A 15,534-nucleotide genomic window follows, 5' to 3' on the forward strand; every position below is an offset into this window, starting at 1 on the left:
CTCGGCGAGGTCCCGGCCGGCGCGCCGACCGTGCCGCTGGCCGCCGACCTGGACCGCGAGGCCAAGCGGCTGCGGGTGCCGAAGGCCGCCACCGAGAAGCAGTACGACCTCGACCTGCGCTCGGCGAACGACCTGGGCCGCTCGAAGCTGTTCCACCGGCTCGCGCTGCTCGGCGTGGACTGGGCGGTCAACGTGGGCGCCCGCGGGACCGGCACGTTCCGCGAGTCCTGGCGGGTGGCCTGGGAGCCGGTCTTCGAGGTGAAGCTGGTCGAGGCGGCCATCTGGGGAACCACCGTCGTCGCCGCGGCGACCGCGAAGGCGCTGGACTCGGCAGCGCAGACCGACACCCTCGGCTCGCTGACCGTGCTGGTCGAGCGCTGCCTGACCGCCGACCTGCCAGACGCCGTCGCGCCGCTGATCGACCTGGTCAAGAACCGGGCCGCACTCGACACCGACATCGCCGACCTCGCCACCGCGCTGCCGCCGCTCGCCAACATCCTGCGCTACGGCGACGTGCGCGGCACCCGGGCCGACGGGCTCGAGACGGTCGTCGACGGGATCGCCGTCCGGATCGCGATCGGGCTGCCGGCCGCGTGCGCGGGCGTGGACGACGACGCCGCCCGGGCGCTCGCGCCCAGCCTGGTCAAGGTCCACGCGGCGATCCAGACCCTGGACGACGAGGCGATCAGCGGCCCCTGGCTCCAGGCGCTGCGTCACGTGGCGGATCTGGCCGGGGCGAACGGCCTGCTCGTCGGGCGGGCGACCCGCCTGTTGCGCGACTGCGGCCGCTTCGGGCAAGAGGACGTCGCGGCGCGCATGGCCCGGGCCTTGTCGCCGGGAACGCCCCCGCCGTCGGCCGCCGCGTGGCTCGAAGGATTCCTGGCCGAGTCCGGCCTGCTGCTCGCGCACGACCGGGAGATGCTGCGGCTGATCGACAACTGGCTCACCGGACTCGGGCCCGGCCGGTTCGAGGAGGTGCTGCCGCTGCTGCGCCGGACCTTCTCGACCTTCACCGCGCCGGAACGGCGGACGATCGGCGACCGGGTCAAGGCCGAGAGCGCGCCGCCCGAGCCGATCTCCGGCGAGGCAGCCCCCGAAGGCCCCGACACCACCGCGCCACCGGCGACCGTGCCGGACGAGATGACCGCTGCGTGGATCGCCGCCGCACTGCCTACCGTGCAACTCCTGCTCACCGGACGTCCGGCAGGGGCAGGGCAGCCAGCTGATCCGGCGTCAGCGTACGAGCCGGCGTCAGCGCCCGATCTAAGACGACCGCCCATCTCAAATGCGGCAGCGCGCCCGTCGGTGTCTGATCCGGCGTCAGCATCTGATTCAAGACGACCGGCCATCTCTGGGGCCGCAGAGCGCCTGTCGGTGCCTGATCCGGCGTCAGCGCCCGGCCTAAGACGACCGCCCATCTCCGACGCGGCAACGCGCCCAGTACCTGATCCGGCGTCAGCTTCCGATTCAAGACGACCGCCCATCTTCACGCCGGGAGCGCGCCCATGACCACCGACAATCGCCTGCGCCGCTGGCGGATGGTGCTCGGCGGCGACGCGGAGCAGAGCTGCGGCGGCCTCAGCGGTCACGACCAGCGGATGGACAACGCGCTGGCCGCGCTCTACGGCGGAGGCGCGGGCCAGGGCCGCGGCCGCCCCGCGAGCGGCGGCGAGCGCAGCGCCGGGCTGCAATCCTCCGCGCCGGACGTCGCCCGCTGGCTCGGCGACATCCGCGAGTTCTTCCCGACCTCCGTCGTGCAGGTGATGCAGCGCGACGCGGTCGAGCGGCTGAACCTGCGTCAACTCCTGCTCGAGCCCGAACTGCTCTCCGCGGTCGAGCCGGACGTCCATCTCGTCGGCACCCTGCTCTCGCTGAACCGGCTGATGCCGGAGGAGACCAAGCAGACCGCGCGGCAGGTGGTGCGCAAGGTCGTGGACGACCTGGAAAGCAAGCTGGCGCAGGGATTCCGGGCCGCCGTCACCGGGGCGCTCAACCGCGCCGCGCGCACCAACCGCCCGCTCCCGCGCGACATCGACTGGAACCGCACGATCCGCGCCAACCTCAAGCACTACCAGCCCGAGCACCGCACCGTCGTGCCTGAGCGCCTGATCGGCTACGCGCGCGCGGCGAAGACGGTCAAGCGCGACGTGATCCTGGCCATCGACCAGTCCGGCTCGATGGCCGCCTCGGTCGTTTACGCCTCGCTGTTCGGCGCGGTCCTGGCCTCGATGCGGGCGCTCAAGACGTCGCTGGTGGTGTTCGACACCGCGGTCGTGGACCTGACCGCGCAGCTGACCGATCCGGTCGACGTCCTGTTCGGCACCCAGCTCGGCGGGGGTACCGACATCAACCGGGCGATCGCCTACAGCCAGTCGCTGATCACCCGCCCGACCGACTCGATCTTCATCCTCATCTCCGACCTCTACGAAGGCGGGGTGCGCGACGAGATGCTGCGCCGGATGGCCGATCTGTGCGCGGCCGGCGTGCAGTGCATCGTGCTGCTGGCGCTGTCGGACGAAGGCGCCCCGGCCTATGACAAGCACAACGCCGCCGCCCTCGCCGAGTTGGGCGTTCCGGCGTTCGCCTGCACCCCGGACCGGTTCGGCCCGCTGATGGCCGCGGCGATCGAGCGGCGCGACCTGGCCCCCTTCGCCGCCGCAAACTGACCCGCGCAAACCCGACCCGGGGGCGCTCTCGGGAGACGCGAGCGCCCCTTTATCGGACGTGCGGCTGCCTCTTGACGGGACGCTGTTGCACTATTGACGCACATCACACGCTGTCGGTTACGGACCATTCACCCGATCGGGATAACCTCGTAGGGACCTTCTAAGGCCGGGGACGACCAGCCGCCCCGAGCCGTCAGTCACTGAGGACGGACGCGCGTGGATCTTTTCGAATACCAGGCGAGGGACCTCTTCGCCAAGCACGGTGTGCCGGTCCTGCCGGCCGAGGTCGCCGAGACGCCCGAGCAGGCGGAGGCCGCGGCCGCGCGGCTCGGTGGCAGAACGGTGGTCAAGGCCCAGGTCAAGACCGGCGGCCGGGGCAAGGCGGGCGGGGTCAAGCTGGCCGCCGACGCCGCCGACGCCCGGGCGAAGGCCGAGCAGATCCTCGGCATGGACATCAAGGGCCACACGGTCCACCGGGTGATGCTGACCGTCACCGCGGACATCGCCGCCGAGTACTACGTCTCCTTCCTGCTGGACCGGGCCAACCGCACCTTCCTGGCGATGGCGTCGGTCGAGGGCGGCATGGAGATCGAGGAGATCGCGGTCACCAAGCCCGAGGCGCTGGCCAAGATCCCGGTCGACGCGACCGTCGGCGTCACGCCGGAGAAGGCGCGCGAGATCGTGGCCGCCGCGAAGTTCCCGGCCGAGGTCGCCGACCAGGTCGCCGCGGTGCTCGAGAAGATGTGGATCGTCTTCACCCAGGAGGACGCGCTCCTGGTCGAGGTCAACCCGCTGGTCAAGACGACCGACGGCCGGGTCCTCGCGCTCGACGGCAAGGTCAGCCTGGACGCCAACGCCGCCTTCCGCCAGCCGGAGCACGCGGCGCTTGAGGACAAGGCCGCCGCCGACCCGCTGGAGGCCAAGGCCAAGGAGAAGCACCTCAACTACGTCAAGCTCGACGGCGAGGTCGGCATCATCGGCAACGGCGCGGGTCTGGTCATGTCGACCCTCGACGTGGTCGCCTACGCCGGCGAGGCGCACGGCGGGGTCAAGCCGGCCAACTTCCTCGACATCGGCGGCGGCGCCTCGGCCGAGGTCATGGCCAACGGCCTGGAGATCATCCTCGGCGACCCGGCCGTCAAGTCCGTCTTCGTGAACGTCTTCGGCGGGATCACCGCCTGCGACGCCGTGGCCAACGGCATCATCCAGGCCTTCGCGCTGCTCGACTCGCGCGGCGAGGCGGTCACCAAGCCGCTGGTGGTCCGGCTCGACGGCAACAACGCGGAGCTGGGCCGCAAGCTCCTGGACGAGGCCTCGCTGCCGCGCCTGGAGCAGGTCGACACCATGGACGGCGCCGCCGCTCGCGCGGCCGAGCTCGCCGCGGCGAAGTAAGGGGACGAACAGACCATGGCCATCTTCCTCGATGAGAACTCGAAGATCATCGTCCAGGGCATGACCGGCTCCGAGGGCATGAAGCACACCCGGCGGATGCTGAAGGCCGGCTCGAACATCGTCGGCGGGGTCAACCCGCGCAAGGCCGGCGAGAAGGTCGAGATCGACGGCACCCAGATCCCGGTCTTCGGCACCGTGGCCGAGGCGATCGCGGAGACCGGCGCGAACGTGTCGGTGGTCTTCGTGCCCCCGGCGTTCGCCAAGAGCGCGGTCATCGAGGCCGTCGACGCGGCCATCCCGCTCGCGGTCGTCATCACCGAGGGCATCCCGGTGCACGACTCGACCGAGTTCTGGGCCTACGCGCAGCGGCAGGCTGAGAACGGAGCAGGACGGACCCGGATCATCGGCCCCAACTGCCCGGGCCTGATCAGCCCCGGCAAGTCCAACGCGGGCATCATCCCGGCCGACATCGCCAAGGCCGGGAAGATCGGCCTGGTGTCCAAGTCGGGCACGCTGACCTACCAGATGATGTACGAGCTGCGCGACCTCGGCTTCTCCAGCGCGATCGGCATCGGCGGGGACCCGGTCATCGGCACCACGCACATCGACGCGCTGCAGGCGTTCCAGGACGACGCGGACACCGCCGCCATCGTGATGATCGGCGAGATCGGCGGCGACGCCGAGGAGCGGGCCGCGGCGTACATCAAGGAGCACATCACCAAGCCGGTCGTCGGCTACGTGGCCGGCTTCACCGCGCCCGAGGGCAAGACGATGGGGCACGCCGGCGCGATCGTCTCCGGCTCGTCCGGCACGGCGCAGGCGAAGAAGGAGGCCCTGGAGGCCGCCGGGGTCAAGGTCGGCAAGACGCCGTCGGAGACCGCGCGGCTGATGCGCGCCATCATCGAGCAGCTGTAAGGCGCGGCGCGCACGCGCAGCAGGCATCGAAGGGGCGCCGGGTCATCCAGCGCCCCTTCTGCTGTCAGGAGATCCGGGCCGCCGTCGGCACGGTCGCGCCGACGCGCTCATCCGAGTGACCTGCGGGCGAGTCTGCCCATATACGCATCCGTATGGTCGCGACCATATCGGGCATGGCCGAGACACCGGTTGATCTGGCGCCTCCGGAGGCGGACGGCCCGACGACGCAGGGCACAGCGACACCGGCTGCTGCCGCGACGCAGAGCCCGTCTATGCCCAGGGCGACAACGCAGGATGCAGCGACGCCTGACGCGGTGACGCAAAGCGCAGCGAAACCCGAGCTGGCGACACAGAGCCCTGTGGAAATCGCCGCGCCGTACACCGAGCGCGCTTGGACCGACGCGGCGCGCGCGACCCTCGACGAGCTGCGCCACCAGGTCCAGGCGCACCGCGCGGAGTTGATGGTCGGCGCCGGAGCGGCAGTGGGCATCGCCGCCGCGGGATGGCTCTGCGCCAGCGCGTTGACGCTGGCAGTGTGGGCAACAGCCGCGCCCGCCAACGGCTCGGTGGCGATGCCGTTGCACGTGGCCGGGCAGCTGTGGCTCGCCGCGCACCACGTCATGCTGCACACACCTGACGGTCCGTTCGGCCTGTCGCCGCTCGGTTTCTCCATCCTCCCGGTGGGCGCGCTGGTCCTCACCGGCCGCCAGGCCGCGCGCCGACATGACGCGGGGGCCTGGTCCCTCGGCACGGTGGTGGTCTGCTATCCGCTCGCGGCGCTCGTCATCGCGTGGAGCGCCGCCTCGGACTCGCTGCACGCCGAGACCGGCGCCGCGATCGGTTACCCGTGCCTGATCGCCGCGTGTGGGTACGGCGCCGGCCTCCTCAGTCACGGCGTGACTCGGCTGGACCGGTGGGCGATTGCGGCAGTGCGCGCGGGCACCGGGGCGCTGGCCGTTCTGGTCGCGGGCGCGGCCTTGCTCGCCGCGGTCGCGCTCGTGCTGCGCTCCGCGGACGTCACCCGCGTCGGCGAGCAGATCGGGCAAGGCGCGGCGGGCGGCGCCGGTCTCTTCCTCATCGACCTCGCGCTCACGCCCAACGTCGTGGTCTGGGCGCTGGGCTTCGTGACCGGACCCGGCTTCGCGGTCGGCGACGACAGCTCGGTGCGGCTGACCGGCGTCGTGCACGGCCCGCTGCCCGGCCTGCCAGTGCTTCAGGGCGTGCCCTCGGCCGGCCACCTCCCCGCGGTGATGTGGCTCGTGCTCGCGGTACCTGTCGGCGCCGGCGTCGCGGCGCTGTTGCTGGTCTGGCGGTCGGTGCGGTCCGCCGCGGAACGGGCGGCCGCGCTCGGCGTCGCGGCCCCCGCGGTCGGCGCGGTCGCGGGGGCCGCCGCGGTCCTGTCCGGCGGCCCGGTGGCGGCCGGGGCGACGTCGGACGTCGGACCCGTTCCCTGGCAGGTGGCGCTGGCCGTGCTCGCCGAGCTCAGCGTGATCGCGGCGGCCGGATTCGGGCTCTGGTACGCGGTCGACCACGGACGCGGGCTGCTCGCGGCGCCCGGCCGGGACGACTCGGCCGACACCGAGGAAATGCCGGTGCTACGCCTTGATGACGACCGACTTGGCGATCTTGTCGCTCCAGGTCTGGTTCTTGGCGTCCCAGAGCGGCCAGAGGTAGTTGAGCAGGCCGGGGACGAAGCAGAGGACGAAGAACAGCCAGTCGAGGAACAGGCGCAGGAAGCCGAGCCCGCCGCCGATGGGCATGCCGTCGGAGAATCGGGCGAGCCGGATGCCGACGGTGCGCTTGCCGAAGGACTGCCCGGTGCGCCCGGCTTGGACGGCGTTGTAGATCGCCCAGACGAGGCCGACCAGGCTGACGATGCTGAAAGCGACGTTGGCCCCGTTGCTGAGGTTGGCGCTGTCGAAGGAACCGCCGATGACGGCGAGCCCGTTGTCGAGCAGGAAGGCGGCGGCCCGGTCCCACCACCCGGCGAAGGGGGGCATGCCGATGGGTAGTCCGACGCCGGGAGCGCCGTAGGGCTGGCTGTATCCGTAGCCGTACTGGGGCTGTTGGCCGTACTGGCTTTGCCCGTACGGCGCTTGCTGCCCGTACGGCGGCTGCTGTCCGTAGGGAGGCTGGTCGTACGGAGTCTGGCCGTACTGTCCCGGGCCGGGCGGCGGGGGAGGAGGCGGGGGATACTGGCCCGGCTGCTGGTACGGCGATTGCTGTGGAGGCGGCGGCGCCTGCGCGTCGTGCGGCTGCCCGTAAGACCCGGGCGCGAACGGCGACTGCGGCTGAGGCTCCGGCTCAGGCCAGCCCTGCTCGGGCTCCCGCGGCGCTTCCGGCGTGTTGGTCATCGTAGCGTTCTCCTGATCCGTGCGATCTCTCACACATCGTCAGACGTGGCCGCTCCCAGCACACCATCTGCTGCTCTGAATGGGTATCACCCGAGATACCCGAACCTGTGCAACTGCCACAGCCACGATCCGGCCAGCAGGACCAGACCGCCGAGCCATCGCGTCCGCGGCGGCAGGTTGCCGATCGCCGCGATCGGGTCGAGCGCGAGCAGCGGAGCGGCGAGGAAGACCAGCGCCGCGGCCACCGTCACCGGATTGGCCGAGAGCGCGGCGCCCCAGTGCCCTGCTCCCGCCTCCATAAACACCGTCGTCGATCCGCAGAACGGGCAGGGCACGCCGGTCAGCCGCCGCAGCGGGCACAACGGGCCGGGATCGTGGTTCTCGTGCACCCACGCGGCGGCGACCGAGGCGGCGGCCACCGCGCCGAGCCGGAGCGCCGAGGCGCTCGGCCGACTGCGTGCCACCGGGACCGCGATCATGGCTACGGCTTGAACGTCATCGAGTTGTTGAGGTCGGTCTGGCACGCCTTCTGACCGGTGATCGTGTTCGCCGCCCGCATGCAGTTCGCGTACTGGCTCAGCTGCGGATAGAAGATCAGCGACAGCGAGAGCAGCGACAGCGCCATCAGCGACGAGATCGAGCTCCACACGATCGCGGCGACCGCCTCGGGCACGCGCTTGGCCTGGCGGGACGCGTCACGCTGGGCGAAGGCGCCGAACCAGAGCCCGGTGAGCGACAGCGCCAGGCCCGTCGCCGCGCCGAACAGCCAGGCGTTGAGGTTCTGATAGCCGTTCAGGACGGTCAGGACGACGCAGGCGAAGCCGCCGATGGCCAGGCCGCGCGCCCACCGGGTGCGCAGGCTCAGCTCCGGGCGCTGCAACGGGTCCGTGCGGCGGTCCGTATCCCGGCGCTCCGGCGGCTGATACGGCGGCCGCTGCGATGGACCCTGCTGCTGCGGCCGGGTGCCTGGCCGGGCGTAACGGTTGGGATCGTGCCACGGCGCCGGGTACGGCGGGCCGGGCTGCTGCCCCGGCTGTTGACCGGACTGCGGCCAGCCGGCTGGCGGTCCGCCCACCGGCTGCTGCGGGTTGGGCGGCGCCTGACCGGTCCATGGGGGGACACCGGTCGACTGCTGGGGCGGCTGCTGCGGTGCTGCCTGCGGCTGCGGCGGCTGGCCCGCCTGCTGGCCTTGCGGTGGCTGCGCACCCGTGGCCCCGCTGTCCTCGGGACGCGTACCGGGCGGCTGATTCGGCCAGCTCGCCTGGTCGGGGCTCGGCGGCGGAAGCGGAGGCGGGAACGCGATGGGAGGAGACGCCGGATAGGGCGCAGGCGGCGGCACGGCCCCAGGCTGGCCCAAGTACCACGGGGCCGGGGCGGGCTGGTCCGGCGACCACTGCGGCGTCTGCGCGGCGTCCGAGGGCGCGGCGTCCGAAATCCCTGTGTCGGAAGTCCCTGCGTCAGAAGTCGCTGTGTCCGAAATCCCTGTGTCGTCGGACGGCGGAGCGCCGGAAACCGGCGCGTCGTGCATCGACGCGGCGGCGGAACCGGTGTCCGGCGGACCGTCCTCGTTCTCAGGGGGATCCTGGCGGGAAGGTGCGTCGGTCACAGTCGTCGGCTCCGGTCGTCATGCATCGCTGCGTCACTCGTCGGGGAAAAGGGCTGCTCGATTGGTCCCCTCACGGTACCCCTAGCTATCGTTGCCCACATCCCGGTGGTCCGGCCCGCGGCCGGACCTCGGTACGAAAGCCGAACACTCACGAAAGGATGCCGCGGTCGTGGCCTCCCCAGTTCTCTTCCGGCAATTATCCCCGCCCTCGCCTCCCGCGCGCATCGTCGCGCTCGTCTCGGGTTCGGGCACCAACCTTCAAGCCCTTCTCGACGCCGGCGCGGACCCAGCCTATGGTGCGGCGGTCGTCGCCGTCGGCGCGGACCGCCCCGGAATCCTCGCCCTCAAACGCGCCGAAGACGCGGGCCTGCCCACCTTCGTCCTGCGCATCGCCGACTTCCCGGACCGTACCGCCTGGGACCGCGCCCTGCGCGACGAGGTCGCCAAGCACAGCCCGGACCTGGTCGTCTCGGCCGGCTACATGAAGCTGCTCGGCCAGGACTTCCTGGAGGCGTTCGGCGGGCGGACCGTCAACACGCATCCCGCCCTGCTGCCCTCCTTCCCCGGCATGCACGGCGCGCGCGACGCCCTCGCGTACGGCGTCAAGATCACCGGGTGCACGCTCTTCGCGGTCGCGGCGGGCGTGGACGACGGTCCGATCATCGCGCAGGAGGCCGTCCCGGTGCTGGAGGGCGACGACGAGGACAAGCTGCACGAGCGCATCAAGAACGTCGAACGGCGCATGCTCGTGCACCAGGTGGGCCGGATGGCCCGCGAAGGCTGGACGATCCACACCGACCGGAAGGTGACCATCCCGTGAGCAGCACCGACGACATCGTTCCCGAGACCCCTTCCGGGTCGGACGCGGCCTTCGCATCGCCCCGCCTGCCGCTGCGCCGCGCGCTGATCAGCGTCTACGACAAGACCGGCCTCGAAGATCTGGCCCGCGGACTGCACGCCGCCGGGGTCGCGCTGGTGTCCACCGGCTCGACCGCGTCGCGCATCGCCGCCGCCGGGGTGCCGGTGACCGAGGTCGCCGACCTCACCGGCTTCCCCGAGTGCTTGGACGGCCGGGTCAAGACCCTGCACCCGCGGGTACACGCCGGGATCCTGGCCGACCGGCGCCTCGACGACCACGTGCGCCAGCTCGACGAGCTCGGCATCGAGCCCTTCGACCTGGTCGTGTGCAACCTCTATCCGTTCACGCAGACCGTGTACTCGGGCGCGACGCCGGACGAGTGCGTCGAGCAGATCGACATCGGCGGCCCCTCCATGGTGCGCGCCGCGGCGAAGAACCACCCGAGCGTCGCCGTCGTGGTCGACCCGGCCCGCTACGCCGACGTGCTCGCGGCGGCAGAGGGCGGCGGCTTCACCCTCGAGCAGCGCAAGCGCCTCGCCGCCGTGGCGTTCGCGCACACTGCCGCCTACGACGCCGCCGTGGCGTCCTGGTTCGCCTCGGCGTACGCACCGGCCGACGAGTCACAGTTCCCTGACTTCCTGGCCACCACCTTCACCCGCAGGACGGTGCTGCGCTACGGCGAGAACCCGCACCAGGCCGCCGCGCTGTACGCGTCGGAGATCGGCGGCCTCGCCACCGCCGAGCAGCTGCACGGCAAGGAGATGTCCTTCAACAACTATGTGGACTCCGACGCCGCGCTGCGCGCCGCCAACGACTTCGGCGACGCCTGTGTCGCGATCATCAAGCACGCCAACCCGTGCGGCATCGCCGTCTCAGCCTCCGGCGACGTCGCCGAGGCGCACCGCAAGGCGCATGCCTGCGACCCGGTCTCGGCCTTCGGCGGGGTCATCGCCAGCAACCGGCCGGTCAGCGCCGAGATGGCCCGGCAGGTCGCGGAGGTGTTCACCGAGGTGATCGTCGCCCCCGACTACGAAGCGGGCGCGGTCGAGATCCTCACCGCCAAGAAGAACATCAGGCTGCTGCGCACCGCGTCGCGGGCGCGGCGGCAGACCGAGTACCGGCAGATCTGCGGCGGGCTGCTGCTCCAGGTCGGCGACAACTTCCAGTCCCCGGGCGACGACCCGGCGAACTGGCGGCTGGCGTCGGGCCCGGCGGCGTCCGACGAACTGCTGGCCGATCTGGCGTTCGCCTGGCGGGCCGTGCGGGCGGTCAAGTCCAACGCGATCCTGCTGGCCTCCGGCCTGGCCGCGGTCGGGGTCGGGATGGGACAGGTCAACCGGGTCGACTCGGCCAGGCTCGCGGCGGCCAGGGCGGGGGACCGGGCGGTCGGCTCGGTCGCCGCGTCGGACGCCTACTTCCCGTTCGCCGATGGGCTCCAGGTGCTGATCGACGCCGGCGTGCAAGCGGTCGTGCAGCCCGGCGGCTCGGTGCGCGACGCGGACGTCATCGCCGCCGCCGAGGCCGCAGGCGTGACGATGTACCTGACCGGGACGCGGCACTTCGCGCACTGACATCCCCGGACACGCGTTTCGCGCCCCGGAGTCCGGCCTCGGACTCCGGGGCGCGTCCGCGTCTGCGTCTCAGTTCCCGAGGATTCCGCTGCGGACGCACTGCTGGTACTGCGTCGGCTTCACGTTCGGGTCGTATTGCGTGCAGGTGCTGAAGGTGTGCACGACCCAGATGACGACCGCGATCTCGATCGCGTTGACGATGATCGCGATGATCGAGGTGATCAGGCCGGTGATCGCCATGCCCTTGCCAGCCTGACCGGTGCGGTTGACCGTGCGGATGCCGATGATCGAGAAGACCAGGCCGACGATCCCGATCACGCCGCCGACGTAGAGGATCGACGTGCACAGCCCGACGATGCCGAGGATCATCCCGGTCAGCGCCATGCCGCTGCGCGGCTGCGGCGGCATCGCCAGCGGATACGGGGCTGGATACGGGTATCCGTACGGCCCGTAGCCCGGCTGCTGCTGCGGCGGGCCGTAGCCCGGCGGCGGCTGGTCGCTCGGCGCCCCGTCGAACCCCTGCTGGCCTGCGGTGTAACCCGGTGTTTCGGACACTGCTTCCCCCTGGATCGATGCGCGGCCGAGCTCGGCGAGCGAGTCTATCCGCAGCCTCTGCGAGAATGGATTACATGACGGCGACGATTCTCGATGGCTGGAAGACGGCGGCGGAGATCCGCGAGGACCTGACCGACCGGGTGGCCGTGCTCGCCGGGCGCGGCGTGGTCCCGGGGCTCGGCACGGTGCTGGTCGGCGACGACCCGGGCTCGCACTCCTACGTGACCATGAAGCACCGCGACTCCGCCAAGATCGGGATCCGGTCGATCGACCGCCGCCTGCCCGCGAACGCCTCACAGGAGCAGGTCGAGGACGTCGTCGCCGAGCTGAACGCCGACCCGCAGTGCCACGCCTACCTCGTGCAGCTGCCGCTGCCCAAGGGCCTCGACGAGTTCCGGGTGCTCGAGCGGGTCGATCCGGCCAAGGACGCCGACGGCCTGCACCCGGTCAACCTCGGAAAACTGGTGCTCGGCGAACCCGCGCCGCTGCCGTGCACCCCGTACGGCGCGATCGTGCTGCTGCGCCGTTTCGGCATCGAGCTGAACGGGGCGCACGTCGTGGTCGTCGGGCGCGGCCTGACGGTCGGGCGCCCGCTCGGCCTGATTCTGACCCGCCGCTCGGAGAACTCCACCGTCACCCTGTGCCACACCGGAACGCGCGACCTGCCCGGGCTCACCCGCCAGGCGGACATCATCGTGGCCGCCGCCGGAGTGCCGCACCTGATCACCGCGGACATGGTCAAGCCGGGTGCGGCCGTGCTTGACATCGGCGTCTCACACGTGGACGGCAAGCTGACCGGAGACGTGGACCCGGCCGTGGCCGGAGTCGCCGGATTCCTCTCACCCAACCCCGGCGGCGTCGGGCCGATGACGCGGGCTCAGCTGCTCACCAACGTCGTGGAGGCCGCCGAGCACGCCGCAGGGCTCGACATCGCCGGCTGACCCGCGGCGGCTGGTTCAGCGGTTATTCGGGATCGTCCAAGAGGGCTGATTCGGGGTCGAGCCTGGAAGCCGTCGCGCCGCGTTCGAGCGCTGTCTCCGACGGCAGCGACGGCTCCGCGGCCGCCACAGGCTCCGGGGCGTGCGGCTCCGGCTCGGCGAGCTCGTCGATGTCGGGCTCCTCAGCCTCGAGGATCTCCACGACCGCGACGACGCCCTCCTCCTCCCGCTCGTGCTCCCGCGGCTCGAGCCCCTCGCCGACGCCTTCCACGTCCTCGACGTACTGCGGGAGCTGCCGCGGCACCAGCCACAGCGCTCCGAGCGGGGGCACCCGCAGCACCGCGCGCGCCGGCCAGCCGCCCCACTCCTCGCCGATGGCCGTCACCGAGCCGAGGTTGCCGACGCCCGAGCCGCCGTAGCGGTCCGCGTCGGTGTTGAGCACCTCGTCCCAGATCGGCGCCTTTTCCACGGACAGCGGCAGCGCCAGGGTGTACCCCTCCCAGGGCACGCCGGCGAAGTTCACGATGCACACCAGCGGCGTGCCGTCCAGGGACCAGCGGACGAACGCGAACACGTTGTGGTCCGTGTCGTCGGCTACCAGCCAGGAGAATCCGGCCCCTGAGTTGTCCTGCTGCCACAGCGCCGGACGCTTGCGGTACTCGCGGTTGAGGTCCTCCACCGTCCGGAACACGCCGCGGTGCTCGCCGTAGTCCAGCAGCCACCAGTCCAGGCCGCGCTGCTCGGACCACTCGTCGTTCTGCGCGAATTCACAGCCGGAGAACAGCAACTGCTTGCCCGGGTGCGCCCACATGTAGGCGAGGAACGCGCGCAGGGTCGCGAACTGCTGCCAGCGGTCGCCCGGCATCTTGTTCAGCAGCGAGCCCTTGCCGTGCACCACCTCGTCGTGGCTGATCGGCAGGATGAAGTTCTCGGTGAACGCGTACACCAGCGAGAAAGTCATCCGGTTGTGGTGGTAGCGGCGGTTGACCGGGTCCTCGCGCAGATAGCCGAGGGTGTCGTGCATCCAGCCCATGTTCCACTTGAACCCGAAGCCGAGCCCGTGCACGCCGGTGCCGTGGATCTCCTGGTGCGTCGGCTGGGTCACCCCCGGCCAGGCGGTGGACTCCTCCGCCATCACGACCGAGCCGGGCACCCGCTTGTAGACGGTCGCGGTCAGCTCCTGCAGGAACGAGACCGCCTCAAGGTTCTCCCGGCCGCCGTACGCGTTGGGATGCCAGTGGCCCGCCTCGCGCGAGTAGTCCAGGTAGAGCATCGAGGCCACGGCGTCCACCCGCAGCCCGTCCACGTGCATCTCCTCGCACCAGAACAGGGCGGAGGCGACCAGGAAGTTGCGCACCTCGCGGCGGCCGTAGTCGAAGACCAGCGTCCCCCAGTCCGGGTGCTCTCCGCGCCACGGGTCCGGATGCTCGTACAGCGCGGTGCCGTCGAACTCGGCCAGCGCCCAGCTGTCCTTCGGGAAGTGCGCCGGAACCCAGTCCACGATGACGCCGATCCCAGCCCGGTGCAGGGCGTCCACCAGAACGCGGAAGTCATCGGGGGTGCCCAGCCGCGCGGTCGGGGCGAAGTAGGAGGAGACCTGGTAGCCCCACGATCCGCCGAACGGGTGCTCGGTGGGCGGCATGAACTCCACGTGCGTGAAGCCCAGCTCGTTGAGGTACGGCGGCAACTGCTCGGCCAGGCCGTGGTAGTCGAGCCCGGGCCGCCAGGAGGCCAGGTGCAGCTCGTACACCGACATCGGGGAGTGGTAGGGGTCGTATCCGACCCGCCGCTCCATCCACGCGGCGTCGGTCCACTCGTGGTGCGAGTCGTCGATGACCGAGGCGTTCGCCGGGGGCTGCTCGCACCGGCGGGCCAGCGGGTCCGCCTTCTGCCGCCACACCCCGTCGCGGCCGAGGATCTCGTACTTGTACCGGGAGCCCTCCCCGACGCCCGGAATGAACAGCTCCCAGACGCCCGACGCCCCCATCGTGCGCATCGGGTGGCTGGTGCCGTTCCAGTAGTTGAAGTCCCCGACGATCCGCACGCCGCGCGCGTTCGGCGCCCACACGGCGAACGACGTGCCGCTCGGCGCGTCGAAGGGGGAGTCCGGCGGGGAGTCGAAGCGGCGCACCCGCGCGCCGAGCACCCGCCACAGCTGCTCGTGCCGGCCTTCGCCGATGAGGTGGAGGTCTATCTCGCCGAGCGTGGGCAGGAAGCGGTACGGGTCGTCGAGGGTGACCTCCGCGCCGCCGTAGTCGATGGCGAGCCGGTAGTCGCCGAGCTCGATCGGCAGCACGGCCGCGAAAAGCCCCTCGCCCTCCGGCGTGAGCGCGTAGCGCTCGCCGGTGGCGGTGAGGACCGCCACGGTCTCGGCGAACGGGCGCAGCGTGCGCACCAGTGTGCCGCCAGCCGCCGGGTGGGCGCCGAGCAGCCGATGCGGATCGTGGATCGCCCCGTCCAGCAGGGCCCTGCGTTCTTCGTCGGCGAGCGCCGGCGCGGCTCCGGCCGCGCGGGTGGAATTCCCGCCCGGTGTCCTGTAGCCGGCGATCCGTGCCTCGTCACGCACCGTACGCACCGTCAAAGCGCCCACGTCCTCGTCTTGTCGGAGCCTGGCAGGTCTCCCATCTCCGCTTTCTACCATGCCATGCGTGGCGCGGGGAGTCTCGTCGGCCAGCTGC

Annotated in this window: 12 protein-coding genes and 1 pseudogene; 8 read left to right on the top strand and 5 right to left on the bottom strand. The window is 71.5% G+C overall.

The window, feature by feature from the left end:
* The 5 genes and pseudogenes from VGZ32_RS00960 to VGZ32_RS28530 all read left to right on the top strand — a co-directional run.
* Nucleotides 1–1,509 (top strand): DUF5682 family protein (locus VGZ32_RS00960; protein WP_326883821.1); only part of this gene is annotated, 1,509 nt, incomplete at its 5' end.
* Complete coding sequence (locus tag VGZ32_RS00965; protein ID WP_326883822.1) at nucleotides 1,506–2,666, top strand: VWA domain-containing protein; 1,161 nt, start codon at nucleotides 1,506–1,508, stop codon at nucleotides 2,664–2,666. The genes VGZ32_RS00960 and VGZ32_RS00965, both read left to right, overlap by 4 nt.
* 216 nt (nucleotides 2,667–2,882) lie before the next feature.
* A complete protein-coding gene (gene sucC, locus VGZ32_RS00970; protein WP_326883823.1) occupies nucleotides 2,883–4,058 on the top strand; it encodes an ADP-forming succinate--CoA ligase subunit beta in 1,176 nt (391 codons plus the stop codon).
* 15 nt (nucleotides 4,059–4,073) lie between these two features.
* A complete protein-coding gene (sucD, locus tag VGZ32_RS00975) occupies nucleotides 4,074–4,973 on the top strand; it encodes a succinate--CoA ligase subunit alpha (protein WP_326883824.1) in 900 nt (299 codons plus the stop codon).
* A gap of 461 nt (nucleotides 4,974–5,434) precedes the next feature.
* A pseudogene (locus VGZ32_RS28530) lies at nucleotides 5,435–6,463 on the top strand (DUF6350 family protein); the annotation flags it as partial.
* A gap of 105 nt (nucleotides 6,464–6,568) precedes the next feature.
* Here the strand turns inward: VGZ32_RS28530 and VGZ32_RS28535 are convergent.
* The 3 genes from VGZ32_RS28535 to VGZ32_RS00990 all read right to left on the bottom strand — a co-directional run bounded on the left by VGZ32_RS28535 (nucleotide 6,569) and on the right by VGZ32_RS00990 (nucleotide 8,933).
* Entirely contained in the window at nucleotides 6,569–7,327 is a 759-nt protein-coding gene (locus VGZ32_RS28535; protein ID WP_349263436.1) for an RDD family protein, read from the bottom strand.
* A gap of 86 nt (nucleotides 7,328–7,413) precedes the next feature.
* Complete coding sequence (locus tag VGZ32_RS00985) at nucleotides 7,414–7,791, bottom strand: DUF2752 domain-containing protein (protein ID WP_326883826.1); 378 nt, start codon at nucleotides 7,789–7,791, stop codon at nucleotides 7,414–7,416.
* A gap of 17 nt (nucleotides 7,792–7,808) precedes the next feature.
* Nucleotides 7,809–8,933: a hypothetical protein gene (locus VGZ32_RS00990; RefSeq protein WP_326883827.1), complete on the bottom strand. Its 1,125-nt coding sequence runs from the start codon at nucleotides 8,931–8,933 to the stop codon at nucleotides 7,809–7,811.
* Nucleotides 8,934–9,102: 169 nt separating this feature from the next.
* Here VGZ32_RS00990 and purN point away from each other — a divergent pair, with 169 nt between their 5' ends.
* Both purN and purH read left to right on the top strand, forming a co-directional pair.
* Complete coding sequence (gene purN, locus VGZ32_RS00995; RefSeq protein WP_326883828.1) at nucleotides 9,103–9,753, top strand: phosphoribosylglycinamide formyltransferase; 651 nt, start codon at nucleotides 9,103–9,105, stop codon at nucleotides 9,751–9,753.
* Nucleotides 9,754–9,767: 14 nt separating this feature from the next.
* Entirely contained in the window at nucleotides 9,768–11,363 is a 1,596-nt protein-coding gene (gene purH / locus VGZ32_RS01000) for a bifunctional phosphoribosylaminoimidazolecarboxamide formyltransferase/IMP cyclohydrolase (protein WP_414642442.1), read from the top strand.
* Between the two features lie 69 nt (nucleotides 11,364–11,432).
* On the opposite strand, the gene VGZ32_RS01005 is transcribed toward purH, so the two are convergent.
* Nucleotides 11,433–11,918 carry a DUF4190 domain-containing protein gene (locus VGZ32_RS01005; RefSeq protein ID WP_326883830.1) on the bottom strand — a complete coding sequence of 162 codons (486 nt, stop codon included), beginning with the start codon at nucleotides 11,916–11,918 and terminating at the stop codon, nucleotides 11,433–11,435.
* 74 nt (nucleotides 11,919–11,992) lie between these two features.
* On the opposite strand from VGZ32_RS01005, the gene VGZ32_RS01010 reads away from it, so the two are divergent.
* Nucleotides 11,993–12,859, top strand: a complete 867-nt coding sequence (locus VGZ32_RS01010) for a bifunctional methylenetetrahydrofolate dehydrogenase/methenyltetrahydrofolate cyclohydrolase (RefSeq protein ID WP_326883831.1) — start codon at nucleotides 11,993–11,995, stop codon at nucleotides 12,857–12,859.
* A gap of 22 nt (nucleotides 12,860–12,881) precedes the next feature.
* On the opposite strand, the gene glgB is transcribed toward VGZ32_RS01010, so the two are convergent.
* Nucleotides 12,882–15,497, bottom strand: coding sequence for a 1,4-alpha-glucan branching protein GlgB (glgB, locus tag VGZ32_RS01015; RefSeq protein ID WP_414642440.1), 2,616 nt, complete (start codon nucleotides 15,495–15,497; stop codon nucleotides 12,882–12,884).
* Nucleotides 15,498–15,534 lie beyond the last annotated feature (37 nt).

It is taken from the genome of Actinocrinis sp. (assembly GCF_035938995.1).
Taxonomy (GTDB): domain Bacteria; phylum Actinomycetota; class Actinomycetes; order Streptomycetales; family Catenulisporaceae; genus DASZGI01.